The organism is Halomonas sp. DN3 (genome assembly GCF_024137905.1).
GTDB classification, from domain to species: Bacteria; Pseudomonadota; Gammaproteobacteria; order Pseudomonadales; family Halomonadaceae; genus Halomonas; species Halomonas litopenaei.
In genome coordinates, this window is the sequence record NZ_CP099965.1 from 423,992 (window position 1) to 437,169 (window position 13,178).

Below are 13,178 nucleotides of genomic sequence, written 5' to 3' on the forward strand. Positions count from 1 at the left end.
GGCTGAGATGAGTCCGGCCCTCGAGTCACTGTTCGCCCAGCCCCTGGCGCCGGCTCTTGCCGGCGTCTCGCTGCTGGCGATGACGTTGCTGGCGCTGGCCTGGCGAGGGTATCGACAGGGTCAGCGGCGTGAACAGGCCCTGGCAGCAGAGCTCGAGACGACCAAGGCTCAGCTCGAGCAGCGGCGCGAGGCCGCACGCCAGCTCGAGCAGGAGCTGGCCATCAGCGATGCCCAGCTCGACGCCAGCCGAGAGCAGCTCGAGACCCAGCGGGGCGAGCTCGGCGCCGCCCGTCAGCAGCTCGCCGATGTGCGTGAGCACAACGCCCGCCTGGAGACCGAGCGCGAGCAGATGGCGGCGCGTCATCGCGAGCAGATGGCGCTGGTGGAATCCTCCCGGGAGCAGCTCAAGCAGGAATTTCATCGGCTCGCAGGCCAGGTCTTCGACGAGCGCCAGCAGGCCTACCAGACCCAGAGCCGCGAGGGGCTCGAGTCGCTGCTCAAGCCGTTTCGCGAGCAGGTGGACCAGTTCCGCCAGCGGGTCGAGGACCTGACCGGACAGCACAGCCGCGAGGCGGTATCGCTCAAGGCCCAGATCGAGCAGCTGGCGGGTCTCAACGCCCGCCTCGGCGAGGAGGCGGCGGGGCTTGCCCGGGCGCTCAAGGGTGACCAGAAGGCCCAGGGCGGCTGGGGCGAGTTGATGCTGGAGACCGTGCTGGAACGCAGCGGCCTGCGGCGCGACATCGAGTACCGTCGCGAGGTGTCGATGAACGGCGAGCAGGGACGCCAGCGTCCCGACGCCATCATCTACCTGCCCGAGGATCGCCACCTGATCGTCGACGCCAAGGTCTCCCTGACCGCCTGGACCCGGGTGGTCAACGCCGACGACGAGACCGAGCGCGAAAGCGCCATGAGCGCCCACCTGACCTCGCTGCGCAGCCACATCCGCGGACTCGCCGCCAAGGACTACCCGGCCCTGCCGGGGCTGCATTCGCCGGACTTCGTGTTCCTGTTCGTACCGGTGGAACCGGCCTTCGCCGCGGCCTTCGAGCGTGATCCCTCGCTGTTCCAGGAAGCCTTCGACCGCCAGGTGGTGGTGGTCACCCCGACCACCCTGCTGGCCAGTCTGCGTACCGTGGCGGGGCTCTGGAGCATGGAGCGCCAGAACGAGAACGCCCGGGTCATCGTGTCACGGGCAGAGCGCCTGCTGGCCAAGTTCTCGGGGTTCGTCGACAGCCTCGACGACGTCGGCAAGCACCTGGAGCGCGCCAGCGCCAGTCATCACCAGGCGATGAACCGGTTGTCCCAGGGCCAGGGCAGCCTGGTCGCTCAGGCGCTCGAGCTCGAACGCCTCGGCGCGCGGATGAAAAAGCCGCTGCCGGAGGAGCTCAAAAGGGCGGCTCAGTCGCCGGCGACGCTGGGCAACGATGGTCAGGCCGTCGACGACGCCTGAAGTGACCGCCGTAAACGACGACGCCCCGCTCAAGCCGAGCGGGGCGTCTTCCTTTGCACTGCGTGGGTCGCCAGGGGGTCAGCCCAGGTAGGCGCCCAGCATCCACACGGTCTTTTCCTGCTCGCGGATGTAGTCTCCGACCTGGGAGGCGGTGCCTTCATCGTCGGCGTCGGAGGCAACGGACAGGATCTCGCGCTGCAGTTCGATCAGCCGCTGGTAGCCTTCCAGCACGCCGCGTACGCAGGCTTCGCCGTCATGTACGTCCTTGGCCTCGGTGATGCGCGACAGCGAGATATAGTCGCTGTAGGCGTGAACCGGCTTGTGTCCGAGGGTCAGGATGCGCTCGGCGACCTCGTCCACCTTGGCCAGCAGGTCGGTGTAGAACTCCTCGAATTTTTCGTGGAGTTCGAAGAAGTTCGAGCCCTTCACGTTCCAGTGATAGCCACGAACGTTCATGTAGAAGATCTGGTAGTTGGCCAGGAGCTCGTTGAGCTTTTCGGCCAGATCGCTGGCGCTGCCTGAATGCAGGCCGATGGCGTTAGTGTCGCTCATGCAATACCTCCTTGATCGCTGTGTTCCAGTCTATCCCTAAGGGAAGGCGTTGGAGAGTGAATCTCTTCCATCGCCACGATAGCGTCCATTGATGACGCCTGCCTATGACGTAGGGATGACATAGGGACGACGAAGGCCGCTTTCAAGGGCAGCCCTGTCACCTTGGCATGTCGCTTTCCCTTCAACGGCCGATGGCCTGGAGCGTGCGAATCAGGTTCTCGCTGCGATCGGCGAGCAGCTCGGCGCAGCGTTCCAGCGCCTCGTCCAGCGCCATCGGGCCGTCGGCCAGGGCGAAGGCGGCGCTGACGCCCTCGTCCAGCGCCGCCTGCCAGCCTGGTGCCATACGACCGGCCAGCACGATCACCGGCACCCCCTTGGCGCGGGCCGCCCGCGAAATGCCGATCGGGGTCTTGCCCGACAGGCTCTGGCCATCGAGCTGACCCTCGCCGGTGATCACCAGATCCGCTCGTGCCAGGCGTTCGTCCATGCCGGCCTGTTCCATGATCATCTCGATACCTGGGCGAAGCTCGCCGCCAAGGAAGGCAGCGACGGCAAAGCCCATGCCCCCGGCCGCGCCCGTGCCGGGGGCGTCGCGCAGGTCCTCGCCGAGGCACTCGGCGGCCTTGTCGGCCCAGTGCGCCAGGGCGGCGTCCAGGCGCGCTACATCGGCTTCGCTGGCACCCTTCTGGGGACCGAATACCGCGCTGGCGCCGCGCTCGCCCAGCAGCGGATTGTCCACGTCCACCGCCGCTTCCACCCGGACATCGGCCAGGCGCGAATCGAGCCCCGACAGATCCACCCGTGCCAGTTCCTCGAGTCCCGCCCCGGTGGGGGGAATCGGCTGGTCGTCGGCGTCGAGCAGGCGGGCACCCAGGGCCACCAGCATGCCGGCGCCCCCGTCGTTGGTGGCGCTGCCGCCCAGTGTAATCAACAGGCGTTCGGCGCCAGCGTCCAGGGCGGCCAGGATCAGCTCGCCGACGCCGTGGGTGGTGCTGTCCAGCGCGGTGCGCTCTGACGAGCTCAGCGCCTGCAGGCCGCTGGCCTCGGCCAGCTCGATATAGCCGGTGCGGGACTCTGGGTGCCAACCCCAGGCGGCCTCGGCGGGGCGCCCCAGGGCGTCCTGTACCCTGACGCTGCGTTTTTCGGCCCCGGTGGCGCCGAGCAGGGCGTCGAGGCTGCCCTCGCCACCATCGGCCATGGGGCACTCGTCGATGGTGATGTCCGGGTCGGCGCGGCGGGCCCCCTCGGCAATGGCGCGGGCGGCGTCGCTGGCGGCCAGGGCATCCTTGTAACTGTCGGGGCAGATCAACAGGTTCATGGTCGGTCCTCTGGTGAAAAGGTGGGCGCACGCCTGAGGGGCGACAGGCGGATCGCCGCTGGGCCCGAGGTTCGGCTGGGCGAGCGTTTGCCCGTGGCTCGGGACAGCGTAGACTCTTGACAGTATTTCACGCCCCTGGCTGGGAGGTCCTGATGCAAATGTACAAAAATTTGCCCGATAGAGGCTGCAACATTTGGGCGAAATGCTCATCAGTGGCGGTGCTGGGCCTGTTGCCCTGGCTAAGCGCCTGTCAGAGCACGCCTCAGCAGATGCCGGTGGCGGAACCCGCTCCCTCGTCCGGGTGTCAATGGCCGGTGGTGGCCGGCTCGGTATCCCTGGCCGATGTGGTCACGGTGCTGGAAGGCCGCGACTTCCTGGTGCGTGATACCGATACCGCACTCGGGGTGGTCAGCGCCGAGAAGACCGAGCGCACCACCTACCATAACGCCGACGCCGTGCGCCCACGCCTGGGCGGCTTCGTGCTGGGTGGCAGCGGTGGCCACGTCGGTGCCGGCGTAGGGGTCGGCTTTGGCTCCTGGGGCTGGGGTACCAACGACGATGCGACCCGGGTCGAGCGGGTCTCGGTGGCGCTGGATGGCCAGGACGTCCGTCTGACGCGGGATATTCGCCTGTTTGACTGGACCGGCCAGCTACGTGAGTCGCGCACCGCCAGTGACGCCGACTTCTGTGCATCGGTGCGTCAGCAACTGGCGTCGGTGGCATCCAGCAGCGGGGGTGTGCAATGACGCGAAGGTGGACATCAGTGGAGGGAAAGGCCCCCGGGAAGAGACTGCTGGCGGTGGTGCTGATGGCCGTCTGGCTGTCGGGCTGCGCCAGCTCATCGTCGGTAGCCGAGCCTCCGCGCCAGATGCTGGTCGCGGTGGCGCCCGGGCCGGCCCTGAACGAAACCCTGGCGATGCTGCTTGAGCAGGGCTATGTCATCACCCAGGCCGACGGCGAACTGGGGCGCATCGACGCCTCCCTGGCACGTCCGCCGGGCTATCGCCTCGAGGCGCGGGTCGAGCCTGCCGGCGCCTCCGGTTCCAGCGTCTCGCTGCAAGGCTACCGTGGCGGGCGGCGCCTGCCGCCTGCGGTGGTGGAACCCCTGTTTGTCGAACTACAAGGAAGACTCGCCCGTTGATCTATCTCTCGCGTGCTGTGGCCGGATTTCAGGCCGCTTTGGACTTGCATCGCCGCGCCGTGGCGGCATTTCTTCTGTCTCTCGCGCTGGGCGCCGGCCTGTGGCTGGCGCCCGCCACACCGGCGATGGCGCACCCCCATAGCTGGGTGGATCTGTCGGTGACGCTCGAGACCGACGACCAGGGGCGGGTCACCGCCCTGCGCCAGGTATGGCGCCTGGATCCCTTCTACAGCCTGGTGCTGCTCGAGGAGGCTCGCGCCGCCGAGGACGGCCAGGACGCCGCCCTGGATCGCCTGGGGGGCGACATGCTGGTCAATCTTGCGCCTCGGGACTTCTTTACCGAGGCCGAGGTCGACGGCCAGGCGCTGGCCTTCGCAGCGGTCAGCGAAGCCACGGTGATGGCCCGTGACGAGCGCGTGGTGCTGCACTTTCGGCTGCCGCTGGCCGAGCCTCAGGACCTTGCCGGCAGTACCCTGGAATATCGCGTCTTCGACCCCTCCTACTACGTCGAGGTGGTGCACGAAGCCGACGACGAGGGGCCTCTGGCCCAGGCGTTGAGCGTGCCGGATGCCTGTCAGGCGTCGATCATCGTCGCCGACCCCGATCCCGAGAAGGTCATGGCGGCGGCCCAGCTCGATGTCGACGATAGCGCCCCCCAGGGGCTCGGTCGCTTCTTTGCCGAGACGGGGCGGGTGTCATGCTGAGCAGGCAACGACCCTGGCTGCAGTTGGTTCTTGCACTGGGCGTGGTGGCGGTGCTCATCCTGGCGCTCGAGGCCAGCGGAGCGCTGGACGCCCTCGGACACTGGGTCATCGCCATGCAGGCCGACCTGCACCGCCGCTTGACCCAGGCGGTAACGCTGCTCGACCGGACGCCTAGCTCCGACGCCTGGCTGACCTTGATCGGCCTGAGCCTGTTCTACGGTGTCTTCCATGCCGCCGGGCCAGGCCACGGCAAGGCCGTGATCAGTGCCTATCTGGTCTCCCAGGGCGGAGCCTGGCGGCGGGCCCTGGCGCTGTCGGTGGCGGCTGCCCTGCTGCAGGGTGCGGTGGCCATCGTGCTGATTCTGGCGCTGGTGCAGGGACTTGGCTGGCTGACCCGGGAGGCCCTGGGCAGCGTGGTCTGGGTCGAGCGACTGAGCTTTGCGCTGGTCGCGCTGCTGGGCCTGTGGCTGAGTGCACGAGCGCTTGGACGACTGCTCAAGATCGCGCGATCCTACTCGGCGGACCCGGCGCCTTCTCATGATGGCCACCATGGCCCTCATGAACCGCACCGCCACCACCAACACCACGGTCACCACGAACACCACGATTGCTGCTCCGGCCATCATCATGTCTCGCCCCACGGGCCGCGTCGGGAGGCCTGGCTTGCGGTGCTGGCGATCGGCGCAAGACCCTGCTCCGGGGCGGTGCTGCTGATGGGGGTGACCAGCCTGCTCGGCCAGCCCTGGATGGGGGTGGCCGCGGTACTGGCGATGTCGCTGGGTACCGCCTTGACGGTATCGACGCTGGGGCTTGCCAGCGTGTTGGCGCGGGACTGGGTCGCCGCCCGTGCCGCAAGGACCTCCGCCGCTCGTGGTCGAGTGATGGCGCGGCTGGGCGCGCTGGTGGCGCTGACCGGGGGGCTGTTGATCGCCGGGCTCGGGATCCTGCTGATGTCTCAGGTCGGCGCCAGCGACCCCAGCCTGCCACTGATGTCCCCCGGAGGGCGATCAGGGGGGCTGGGAGCCTGAGCCAGGCCGCTTCGGCCTGGCTTTCGCGATGGGACCTGGGCTGTAGTCCGCTATCTGGCGGCCCGGGGCCATGCCCGGGGCACTGCCCCGAGCACTGCCCCGAGCATGATACCGTCTCGTTCAACCCTTGAAGGAAAGCCCGCCTGCCAGCGCCAGGATACGGTCCTTGGTGGCGGCAAGGCTGTCCTTGTCGTAGGGCGTCGCCTGCCCCTGACCCCACACCGGGCCAGGCCAGGCAGGGTCGCCCTGGTGGCGAACGATGACGTGGATGTGCAGTTGCGCGACCATATTGCCGAGGCTGGCGATATTGAGCTTGTCGCCGCTGGCATAGGCCTTCAACGCCTTGCCGATGCGGGTGGCCTCTCGCCATAGCTGCTGCTGGTCCTGTTCGGACAGATCGTACACCTCGCTCACCTCGGCGCGGCGCGGGATCAGCACCAGCCAGGGATAGCGGGCGTCGTCCATCAGCCGCAGCTGACACAGTGGCAGTTCGGTGATGGGGTAGCTGTCCGCGACGAGGCGCGGATCGACGACGAAGTCGCTCATGCAAGGCCTCCAGGATGGTGTCCAGCGCCTAGGGTACATCAGAGCGGGTGGGCAGGGTGACAACGTAGATGATTCGAACAGAGGACGACAGATGACGCCAGTCGAGGGAGTGGCCCTGCTGCTTGCGGGTATCGTGGCAGGTTTTATCAATGTGCTGGCGGCCGGGGGCTCGATGCTGACCCTGCCGCTGTTGATGTTTCTGGGCCTGCCGCCGCAGGTGGCCAACGGTACCAACCGGGTGTCGATCACCCTGCAGAGCGTGTCGGCGGTGGCCAACTTCTTCCGCGCCGGCGCCCGTCATATCCGTCTCAGCCTGCGCCTGTCGGTGCCCGCGGTACTGGGCTCGATGCTGGGGGTGTGGCTGGCGCTCAGGGTCAGCGACGCCCTGTTCGAAACCATTTTGATGGTGGTGATGGTGGCCGCGGCGATCATCATGCTGTTGCCCCAGCCGAAGCTCGACACCCGCCCGCTGACCGTCGAGCGACTGACCCCGGGGGTCTATCTGGCGATGTTTGTCATCGGGCTCTATGGCGGCTTTCTGCAGGTGGGTGTCGGCATCCTGTTCATGATCGTGCTCTATCGCATGCTCAAGATCGATCTTGGCCAGGTCAACGCCTTCAAGGTACTGATCATCCTGGTCTACACCCTGCCGGCGCTGGCCATCTTCCTGTGGCACGACCAGGTGCGCTGGAGCTACGGCCTGGTGCTGGCTGCCGGCAGCATGACCGGGGCCTGGCTGGCGGTGAAGGTCAACATGAGCTCCCGTGGCGCCATGGTGGTCAAGTGGCTGACGGTGGCGGTGATTGCCGTGATCATTCTCAAGCTGGCGCTGTCGTGAGTGGCTTCGCAGTAGCCGGACGGCGTCTGGCGTTGTGCCGTGTGGCGGATTACCTCGTCCGAGCGTTGGCTGGGAGGCTAGCGGTAGGCGGTGATCGTGCTAGATTGTCAGAGGATGATGTATTTCGCTTACCTGCCTGGCTGCAAGGAGATAGGAACCATGAAAAGGATGCTGTCGTTGATTCTGGTATCAGTATTCACCCTGGCGCTGTTGAACGGCTGCAACACCGTTCGTGGGGTGGGCGAGGATATCGAGAAGGGTGGAGAGGCGATCCAGAAAAGCTCCAGCTAGCCAGAAAAGCTCGGTCTAGCCGGAAACGTTCCCGCTAGACCGAGCCAGGAAACGCAGGGGCAGCGAGAAGAACCACGGCAGTGAGCCGCCTCGTCGTCGCTGTTCTCCCCATGGGTGCTCTTTATCGCCGCGCCTCTATCGCCGTGCCTCTGCTGACTCGCGCTATCTGTTTCTCCGTCGGAACTTTCCCGCCATTGCTGTCTCCAACAGGTTCCATGTTCGTCGTCCCGACCGCCAGGTCTGTCAGTTGGCAACGAGTTGACCACGGCCTGTCCGTCAGGCGCAGCGTCGTGATAGGTTTTGAGGCGCGCTGCAGCGATACGAGGCTGGCGGGCGCTTGCACAAGGATTTCTGGCACTGGAGGCCATCGATGAAACCACTTCTTCCCCTGCTGCTGGTCGCCGCTCTGGCCGGCTGCTCGTCGTCGTCCGGCGGATCCGGCGAACCGGCACCGCTGCCGCCGAAGCGCGCTCCCCTGGCCGAGGCCTGCGACGCCGAGGCGGTGCAGGGTCTGGTCGGCCAGAGCTACGACGCCAGTTTCGATGAACGGCTCAAGTCCGAGAGCGGGGCCAAGACGGTGCGGGTGCTGCGTCCCGGCGGGGTTGCCACCATGGACCTGCGGCTGGATCGCCTCAACGTGCGCCTGGATGATGCCGATGTCATCCGTGAGCTGGCTTGCGGCTGAGCGTCATGCTGCCCGCCCGGCAATCGACAAGGCCGCCCTTCGGGGCGGCCTTGTTGTGTGGACTGGTTGTGTGGACTGGTTGTGTGGACTGGTTGTGTGAAGACGTATCGAGCTGTCGGGGGATGGCACGCCGTCAGCGCTCGCCCAGTTCCTGGTTCGTTCGCATCTCTTCCTCTTCGGCCTGCTTGCGCAACTTCTTGCGCAACGCGGCTTTTTCGTAGCGCAGCTTGCGGATCGGCGTGTCCAGGGTCAGCGGAGGCACCGAGGCCGGGCGGCCGTCGGGGTCCACCGCCACCATGGTCAGGTAGCAGCTGTTGGTGTGGCGAATGACCTTCTGGCGGATGTCCTCCGCCACCACCTTGATGCCGATCTCCATGGAGGAGCGGCCCACATGGTTGACGCTGGCCAGAAAGGTCACCAGCTCGCCCACGTGGATCGGTTGCTTGAAGCGCACCTGGTCCACCGACAGGGTCACCACATAATGGCCTGAATAGCGGCTGGCGCAGGCGTAGGCGACCTCGTCGAGCTTCTTGAGGATGGCGCCACCGTGTACCTTGCCACTGAAATTGGCCATGTCGGGGGTCATCAGTACGGTCATGCTCAATTCGTGCTGACCCGGTAGGCTCTGCTCTGCCATCGAAGTTTCCTCGGAATACGGTGCGCGGGGGGGCTGTAGGCGTCTGTCTGGCGCTCCACCACAGCATAACGCCTTGCCCCCCGGCAAGGGGACAAGGCGCTCGTTGAAAGTCAGTTGTCGCCTCGGCTGTACAGGTCGCCTGGCGCCCGGCTGACGCTCCGGGAGGCCTCTACAGCCAGGTCAGGCAGACCGAGATGATGATGCCGGTGACGAACAGCTGGATCAGGCAGAAGCCCATGATGTCCTTGGCCTTTAGTCCGGCGATGCCAAGCACCGGCAGCGCCCAGAAGGGCTGCAGCAGGTTGGTCCAGGCGTCACCCCAGGCCACGGCCATGGCCGCGCGGGGAATATCCACACCAAGCGCCTGGGCGGCAGGAATGACCACCGGGGCCTGAACCGCCCACTGGCCGCCGCCGGAGGGCACAAACATGTTGACGATGCCTGCGCTGAGGAAGGTCCAGAACGGCAGGCTGGTCTCGGTGGCAAAGGAGATCATCGCCTCGGACATGGTCTCGGCCAGTCCCGACTGGATCATGATGGCCATGATGCCGGCGTAGAAGGGGAACTGGATGACGATGCCGGCGCCACCCTTGATGCCCTCGTGCAGGCTGTTGAGCAGGCTCTGGGGGGTGCGGTGGAGGATGATGGCCAGGAACAGGAACATGAAGTTGACCACGTTCAGGTTCAGACCGCCGCCGCCGACGAAGTAGCTGATTAGATAGATCAGACCCGGTACGCCTACCAGCAGCGCCAGAGTCATGCTGTTCTCGAGGCGCTCGGCCGGGCGGGTGATGCGTACCCGACGGTCTTCGTCATCTCCCAGCAGCGCCGGATCGACGTAGACGCTTTCCTTTTCGCCGGGCAGCATCAGCCGGTTGACCAGCGGCACCGCGATGAAAAGAGCTAGCACGATCAACAGGTTGAAGTAGGAGAAGATCGTCTCGCTGGTGCCGATCACGCCGATCTGCTCCACCGAGAAGTGGCCATCGGTGGCGATGGTCAGCGGCACCGAGCCGGCAAGACCACCGTGCCAGACCACGAAGCCGGAGTAGGCGCTGGCCACCAGCAGGCGGTAGTCCACCCGAATGACCCGGGCCAGCTCCTTGGCGAACAGGGCGCCGACCACCAGGCCGAAGCCCCAGTTGATCCAGCTGGCCGCCAGCGACACCAGGGTCACCAGCAGGATGGCGGCGCCGGCATTGTTGGCAAGGCCCGCCAGGCTCTGCAGCAGTCGCTTTACCGGCGGTGAGCTTGCCAGCATGAAGCCGGTGACCAGCACCAGCAGCATCTGCATGGAGAAGCTCAGCAGGTTCCAGAAGCCGTCACCCCAGTAGGTGAGCACGGCCATGGGCGACTGGCGTTCGATGGCGATGGCTGCTGCGGCGGCGATGATCGTCAGCAACAGGACGAAGATGTAGGGATCTGGCAGATAGCGTTCCACCAGTTTCACGGCGGGTCGTGACAATGCTCTCAGCATGGCGTGTATCGCTTCTTCTGGTTGTGAAAGAGGGCCTTCCCGGGCCACTGGGAGTCAACGGTGCCGCAGCAGGCGCCCGTGAGTCAAAACCACCTGTAAGGCAGATAACGTCTCGGCACATTCACCATCGGTGATCTTCGGCCGTCGCTCCTCAGGCGGTGTCACGCCAGCGCGTGCTGCGATAGCGAAGATAGTAGGTCACAAGTACCGCCGAGCGCACTGCGGTAAAGGTCGTAAAGGCCAGCCACAGGCCGTGGTTGCCGAGACCCTGGGTCAGCCACCACAGCGGTAGATAGACCGCCAGACCGATGAAGATGGAGTTACGCATTTCGGCAATCGCGGTGGCGCCGATGAAGACCCCATCGAGCAGGTAGCTCCACACCGCGATCAGCGGCATGGCGACCATCCAGGGCAGAAACTGGGCCGCCGTGGCGCGCACCTCCGGCAGGCCGGTAAGCAGCGCGATCAGAGCGTTGCCACCCAGCGCGAAGGCGAGGCTTGCCAGGGCCGCGGTGGCCAGCGAGCACAACGCCGCCGCGCGCACCGACAGCGCGAAGTCATCGAAACGACGGCGACCGATGGCGTGACCGGTGAGGGCCTCGGCGGCGTTGGCGAAGCCGTCCAGGCCGTAGGAGGTCAGCATGATGAACTGCAGCAGCACCGCGTTGGCGGCCAGCACGGTGTCCCCCTGGGACGCCCCCTGGGCGGTAAAGAAGGCCTGGGCGAACAGCAGGCCAAGGGTGCGCACGAACAGGTTGGCGTTGACCGAGAACAGCTCCCGGTAGGCGCCAATGGTCAACAGTCGCGCCCGCTCGAAATGTCCGCCCAGTCGGCCCAGGCGTCGACGGCACAGCCACAGCCCCAGGGCGGCGGTGGTGTAGTCGGCGATTACCGTGGCCCAGGCCACGCCATCGCTGGTCATGTCGAGCCCCACCACGAACAGCACATCGAGCACGATATTGACGCCGTTGTTGGTCAGCAGCAGCAACAGCGTCACCCGACTGTTCTGCTGGCCGAGGAACCAGCCGAGGATGGCGTAATTGGCCAGCACCGCTGGCGCCGACAGCAGACGAATGGCGGCGTAGCTCTCGGCGAGCCCGGTAGCCTCGGGGCTTCCGTCCAGTAGCCATAGCCCCAGCGCGATCAGCGGGTCACCCAGCAGGATCAGCGCAAGTCCGATCCCTCCTGCCAACAGCAGCGACTGCCCCAGCAGATGGCGCACCTGATCGTCGCGCTCGCGTCCCAGCGCCTGGGAGGTCAGGCCGGTGGTCCCCATGCGCAGAAAGCCAAACCCCCAGTAGAGGAAGCCGAACAGGGTCGCGCCCAGCGTCACTCCGGCCAGGTAGCGTGAGTCGGGCAGGTGGCCGACCACGGCGGTGTCGACGAGGCCCAGCAGCGGCACCGTGATATTGGACAGGATGATCGGCCAGGCCAGGCCGGCGATGCGCGGCAGGCGTTCGAGGGTGGACGAGAAGGTGCTGGTGGAGGTCGACACGATGAAAGGCCTGTTCGGCTGAAGGCAAGGGCGCTACGGGACGGCGGCGAGGTGGGCAAGTGTCCGGGGAAGGAGGAGGGGGGTCAAGGACGTAGCCGGGACCCACAGCCGGGATATGTTGCTCGGAGGAGGGCTGATGTCTGCCGGTCACTGAGTTGACTTCGGTAATTCCGTCGCTTTTGCTGACAATGGTTCGTTGCTTTGTCTATTACTTGATTAGCAAAGATTGCCTGTGGTGGTGTGCATCGACGGTGGCCTGCGGTCGCCACCTCACGGTTCAACCTCAACCATCGGTTGTGAAGAGACAAAAGAGCCCAGCTTCGTCAGCACACGGAGAGGCTCTCCAGGCCACGGATGTCGATCATGAAGCTTGATCAGCGAGCGCGACGACAGTGGAAGCAGCGGTGGTGGCGATGGACACTGATGCTGTTGCAGCGAGGTGTGCTGGTGTCTGGGGCCTTGCTGTGTCTTTTGATCAGCCTACGTCTGGTGTTCTGTTGAAGAGTCGCCCGCGCTGCCGCAAACAGCCAATGGCGAACCCTTGAAACGACACGAGCCGCCCTTGGGCGGCTCGTTGAGATTTTCGGGCCGTGGTTTGCGGGTCGTGGCTTGCGTCGTACTGCAGGCTTGGCCCGTTGCCGGACTCAGGCAGCGGTGATGATGTGGTACTTCTCCATCAGCTGATCATGGCTCTCGACCCGCTCCGGGTCCAGCGGAATGCAGTCCACCGGACACACCTGCTGGCACTGGGGCTCGTCATAGTGGCCCACGCATTCGGTGCACAGGTTGGGGTCGATGACGTAGATCTCCTCGCCGGGAGAAATGGCGCCATTGGGGCATTCCGGTTCGCAGACGTCGCAGTTGATGCACTCGTCGGTGATCATCAGTGACATTGGGGGTCCTCGCGCAGAGTCGTGGCCACAGGGCCAAGGCAGCGAGCCGCCGGAATCTCGCCGTCGCGAGGGGGCCGGGCAGGCTGCACGGGGGCTCGGCATGGCCGATAGCCACCCTGGAGT

The 13,178-nt window shown here is 66.0% G+C and carries 15 protein-coding genes; 8 read left to right on the forward strand and 7 right to left on the reverse strand.

The genetic code is table 11. The annotated features are described in order from the left end of the window. Nucleotides 1–7 precede the first annotated feature (7 nt). Entirely contained in the window at nucleotides 8–1,450 is a 1,443-nt protein-coding gene (rmuC, locus tag NKF27_RS01910; RefSeq protein ID WP_253555140.1) for a DNA recombination protein RmuC, read from the forward strand. A gap of 78 nt (nucleotides 1,451–1,528) precedes the next feature. Here the strand turns inward: rmuC and NKF27_RS01915 are convergent, their stop codons facing one another. Beyond that, nucleotides 1,529–2,002 (reverse strand): Dps family protein, encoded by a 474-nt coding sequence (locus NKF27_RS01915; protein ID WP_108131144.1) that lies wholly within the window; start codon nucleotides 2,000–2,002, stop codon nucleotides 1,529–1,531. A gap of 181 nt (nucleotides 2,003–2,183) precedes the next feature. Further along, on the reverse strand, nucleotides 2,184–3,320 hold the full coding sequence (locus NKF27_RS01920; RefSeq protein ID WP_253555142.1) for a glycerate kinase: 1,137 nt from the start codon (nucleotides 3,318–3,320) through the stop codon (nucleotides 2,184–2,186). A 212-nt stretch (nucleotides 3,321–3,532) separates the two neighbouring features. Between NKF27_RS01920 and NKF27_RS01925 the strand changes: the two genes are divergently transcribed. The 4 genes from NKF27_RS01925 to NKF27_RS01940 are packed head-to-tail and all read left to right on the forward strand — an operon-like array spanning nucleotide 3,533 to nucleotide 6,193. Further along, nucleotides 3,533–4,066, forward strand: coding sequence for a hypothetical protein (locus NKF27_RS01925; protein WP_108195008.1), 534 nt, complete (start codon nucleotides 3,533–3,535; stop codon nucleotides 4,064–4,066). A 17-nt stretch (nucleotides 4,067–4,083) separates the two neighbouring features. Then, complete coding sequence (locus tag NKF27_RS01930) at nucleotides 4,084–4,461, forward strand: hypothetical protein (RefSeq protein WP_253555144.1); 378 nt, start codon at nucleotides 4,084–4,086, stop codon at nucleotides 4,459–4,461. A 44-nt stretch (nucleotides 4,462–4,505) separates the two neighbouring features. Next, nucleotides 4,506–5,165 (forward strand): DUF1007 family protein, encoded by a 660-nt coding sequence (locus NKF27_RS01935; RefSeq protein ID WP_253555146.1) that lies wholly within the window; start codon nucleotides 4,506–4,508, stop codon nucleotides 5,163–5,165. Further along, nucleotides 5,159–6,193 carry a nickel/cobalt transporter gene (locus NKF27_RS01940; RefSeq protein ID WP_253555148.1) on the forward strand — a complete coding sequence of 345 codons (1,035 nt, stop codon included), beginning with the start codon at nucleotides 5,159–5,161 and terminating at the stop codon, nucleotides 6,191–6,193. The genes NKF27_RS01935 and NKF27_RS01940 overlap by 7 nt, the downstream gene beginning before the upstream one ends. 120 nt (nucleotides 6,194–6,313) lie before the next feature. Here NKF27_RS01940 and NKF27_RS01945 read toward each other — a convergent pair whose 3' ends face one another. After that, nucleotides 6,314–6,739: an HIT domain-containing protein gene (locus tag NKF27_RS01945; RefSeq protein ID WP_045991397.1), complete on the reverse strand. Its 426-nt coding sequence runs from the start codon at nucleotides 6,737–6,739 to the stop codon at nucleotides 6,314–6,316. Nucleotides 6,740–6,830: 91 nt separating this feature from the next. Here NKF27_RS01945 and NKF27_RS01950 point away from each other — a divergent pair, with 91 nt between their 5' ends. The 3 genes from NKF27_RS01950 to NKF27_RS01960 all read left to right on the forward strand — a co-directional run bounded on the left by NKF27_RS01950 (nucleotide 6,831) and on the right by NKF27_RS01960 (nucleotide 8,553). After that, complete coding sequence (locus NKF27_RS01950; RefSeq protein ID WP_124804986.1) at nucleotides 6,831–7,577, forward strand: sulfite exporter TauE/SafE family protein; 747 nt, start codon at nucleotides 6,831–6,833, stop codon at nucleotides 7,575–7,577. A gap of 159 nt (nucleotides 7,578–7,736) precedes the next feature. Beyond that, nucleotides 7,737–7,868, forward strand: a complete 132-nt coding sequence (locus tag NKF27_RS01955) for an entericidin A/B family lipoprotein (RefSeq protein WP_045991399.1) — start codon at nucleotides 7,737–7,739, stop codon at nucleotides 7,866–7,868. A 370-nt stretch (nucleotides 7,869–8,238) separates the two neighbouring features. Continuing rightward, complete coding sequence (locus NKF27_RS01960; RefSeq protein ID WP_253555149.1) at nucleotides 8,239–8,553, forward strand: I78 family peptidase inhibitor; 315 nt, start codon at nucleotides 8,239–8,241, stop codon at nucleotides 8,551–8,553. Between the two features lie 133 nt (nucleotides 8,554–8,686). Here NKF27_RS01960 and NKF27_RS01965 read toward each other — a convergent pair whose 3' ends face one another. The 4 genes from NKF27_RS01965 to NKF27_RS01980 all read right to left on the reverse strand — a co-directional run bounded on the left by NKF27_RS01965 (nucleotide 8,687) and on the right by NKF27_RS01980 (nucleotide 13,055). Further along, entirely contained in the window at nucleotides 8,687–9,190 is a 504-nt protein-coding gene (locus NKF27_RS01965; RefSeq protein ID WP_045991401.1) for an acyl-CoA thioesterase, read from the reverse strand. 169 nt (nucleotides 9,191–9,359) lie between these two features. Further along, entirely contained in the window at nucleotides 9,360–10,667 is a 1,308-nt protein-coding gene (locus NKF27_RS01970; protein WP_045991402.1) for a short-chain fatty acid transporter, read from the reverse strand. Nucleotides 10,668–10,818: 151 nt separating this feature from the next. Beyond that, nucleotides 10,819–12,162, reverse strand: a complete 1,344-nt coding sequence (locus NKF27_RS01975; RefSeq protein WP_231498423.1) for an MATE family efflux transporter — start codon at nucleotides 12,160–12,162, stop codon at nucleotides 10,819–10,821. Between the two features lie 644 nt (nucleotides 12,163–12,806). Beyond that, nucleotides 12,807–13,055: a YfhL family 4Fe-4S dicluster ferredoxin gene (locus tag NKF27_RS01980; protein WP_045991409.1), complete on the reverse strand. Its 249-nt coding sequence runs from the start codon at nucleotides 13,053–13,055 to the stop codon at nucleotides 12,807–12,809. Nucleotides 13,056–13,178 lie beyond the last annotated feature (123 nt).

Coding starts and splice junctions, on each gene's coding strand:
- rmuC (WP_253555140.1), top strand. CDS start 8: ATGAGTCCGGCCCTCGAGTCACTGTTCGCCCAGCCCCTGGCGCCGGCT.
- NKF27_RS01915 (WP_108131144.1), bottom strand. CDS start 2,002: ATGAGCGACACTAACGCCATCGGCCTGCATTCAGGCAGCGCCAGCGAT.
- NKF27_RS01920 (WP_253555142.1), bottom strand. CDS start 3,320: ATGAACCTGTTGATCTGCCCCGACAGTTACAAGGATGCCCTGGCCGCC.
- NKF27_RS01940 (WP_253555148.1), top strand. CDS start 5,159: ATGCTGAGCAGGCAACGACCCTGGCTGCAGTTGGTTCTTGCACTGGGC.
- NKF27_RS01945 (WP_045991397.1), bottom strand. CDS start 6,739: ATGAGCGACTTCGTCGTCGATCCGCGCCTCGTCGCGGACAGCTACCCC.
- NKF27_RS01950 (WP_124804986.1), top strand. CDS start 6,831: ATGACGCCAGTCGAGGGAGTGGCCCTGCTGCTTGCGGGTATCGTGGCA.
- NKF27_RS01955 (WP_045991399.1), top strand. CDS start 7,737: ATGAAAAGGATGCTGTCGTTGATTCTGGTATCAGTATTCACCCTGGCG.
- NKF27_RS01960 (WP_253555149.1), top strand. CDS start 8,239: ATGAAACCACTTCTTCCCCTGCTGCTGGTCGCCGCTCTGGCCGGCTGC.
- NKF27_RS01965 (WP_045991401.1), bottom strand. CDS start 9,190: ATGGCAGAGCAGAGCCTACCGGGTCAGCACGAATTGAGCATGACCGTA.
- NKF27_RS01970 (WP_045991402.1), bottom strand. CDS start 10,667: ATGCTGAGAGCATTGTCACGACCCGCCGTGAAACTGGTGGAACGCTAT.
- NKF27_RS01980 (WP_045991409.1), bottom strand. CDS start 13,055: ATGTCACTGATGATCACCGACGAGTGCATCAACTGCGACGTCTGCGAA.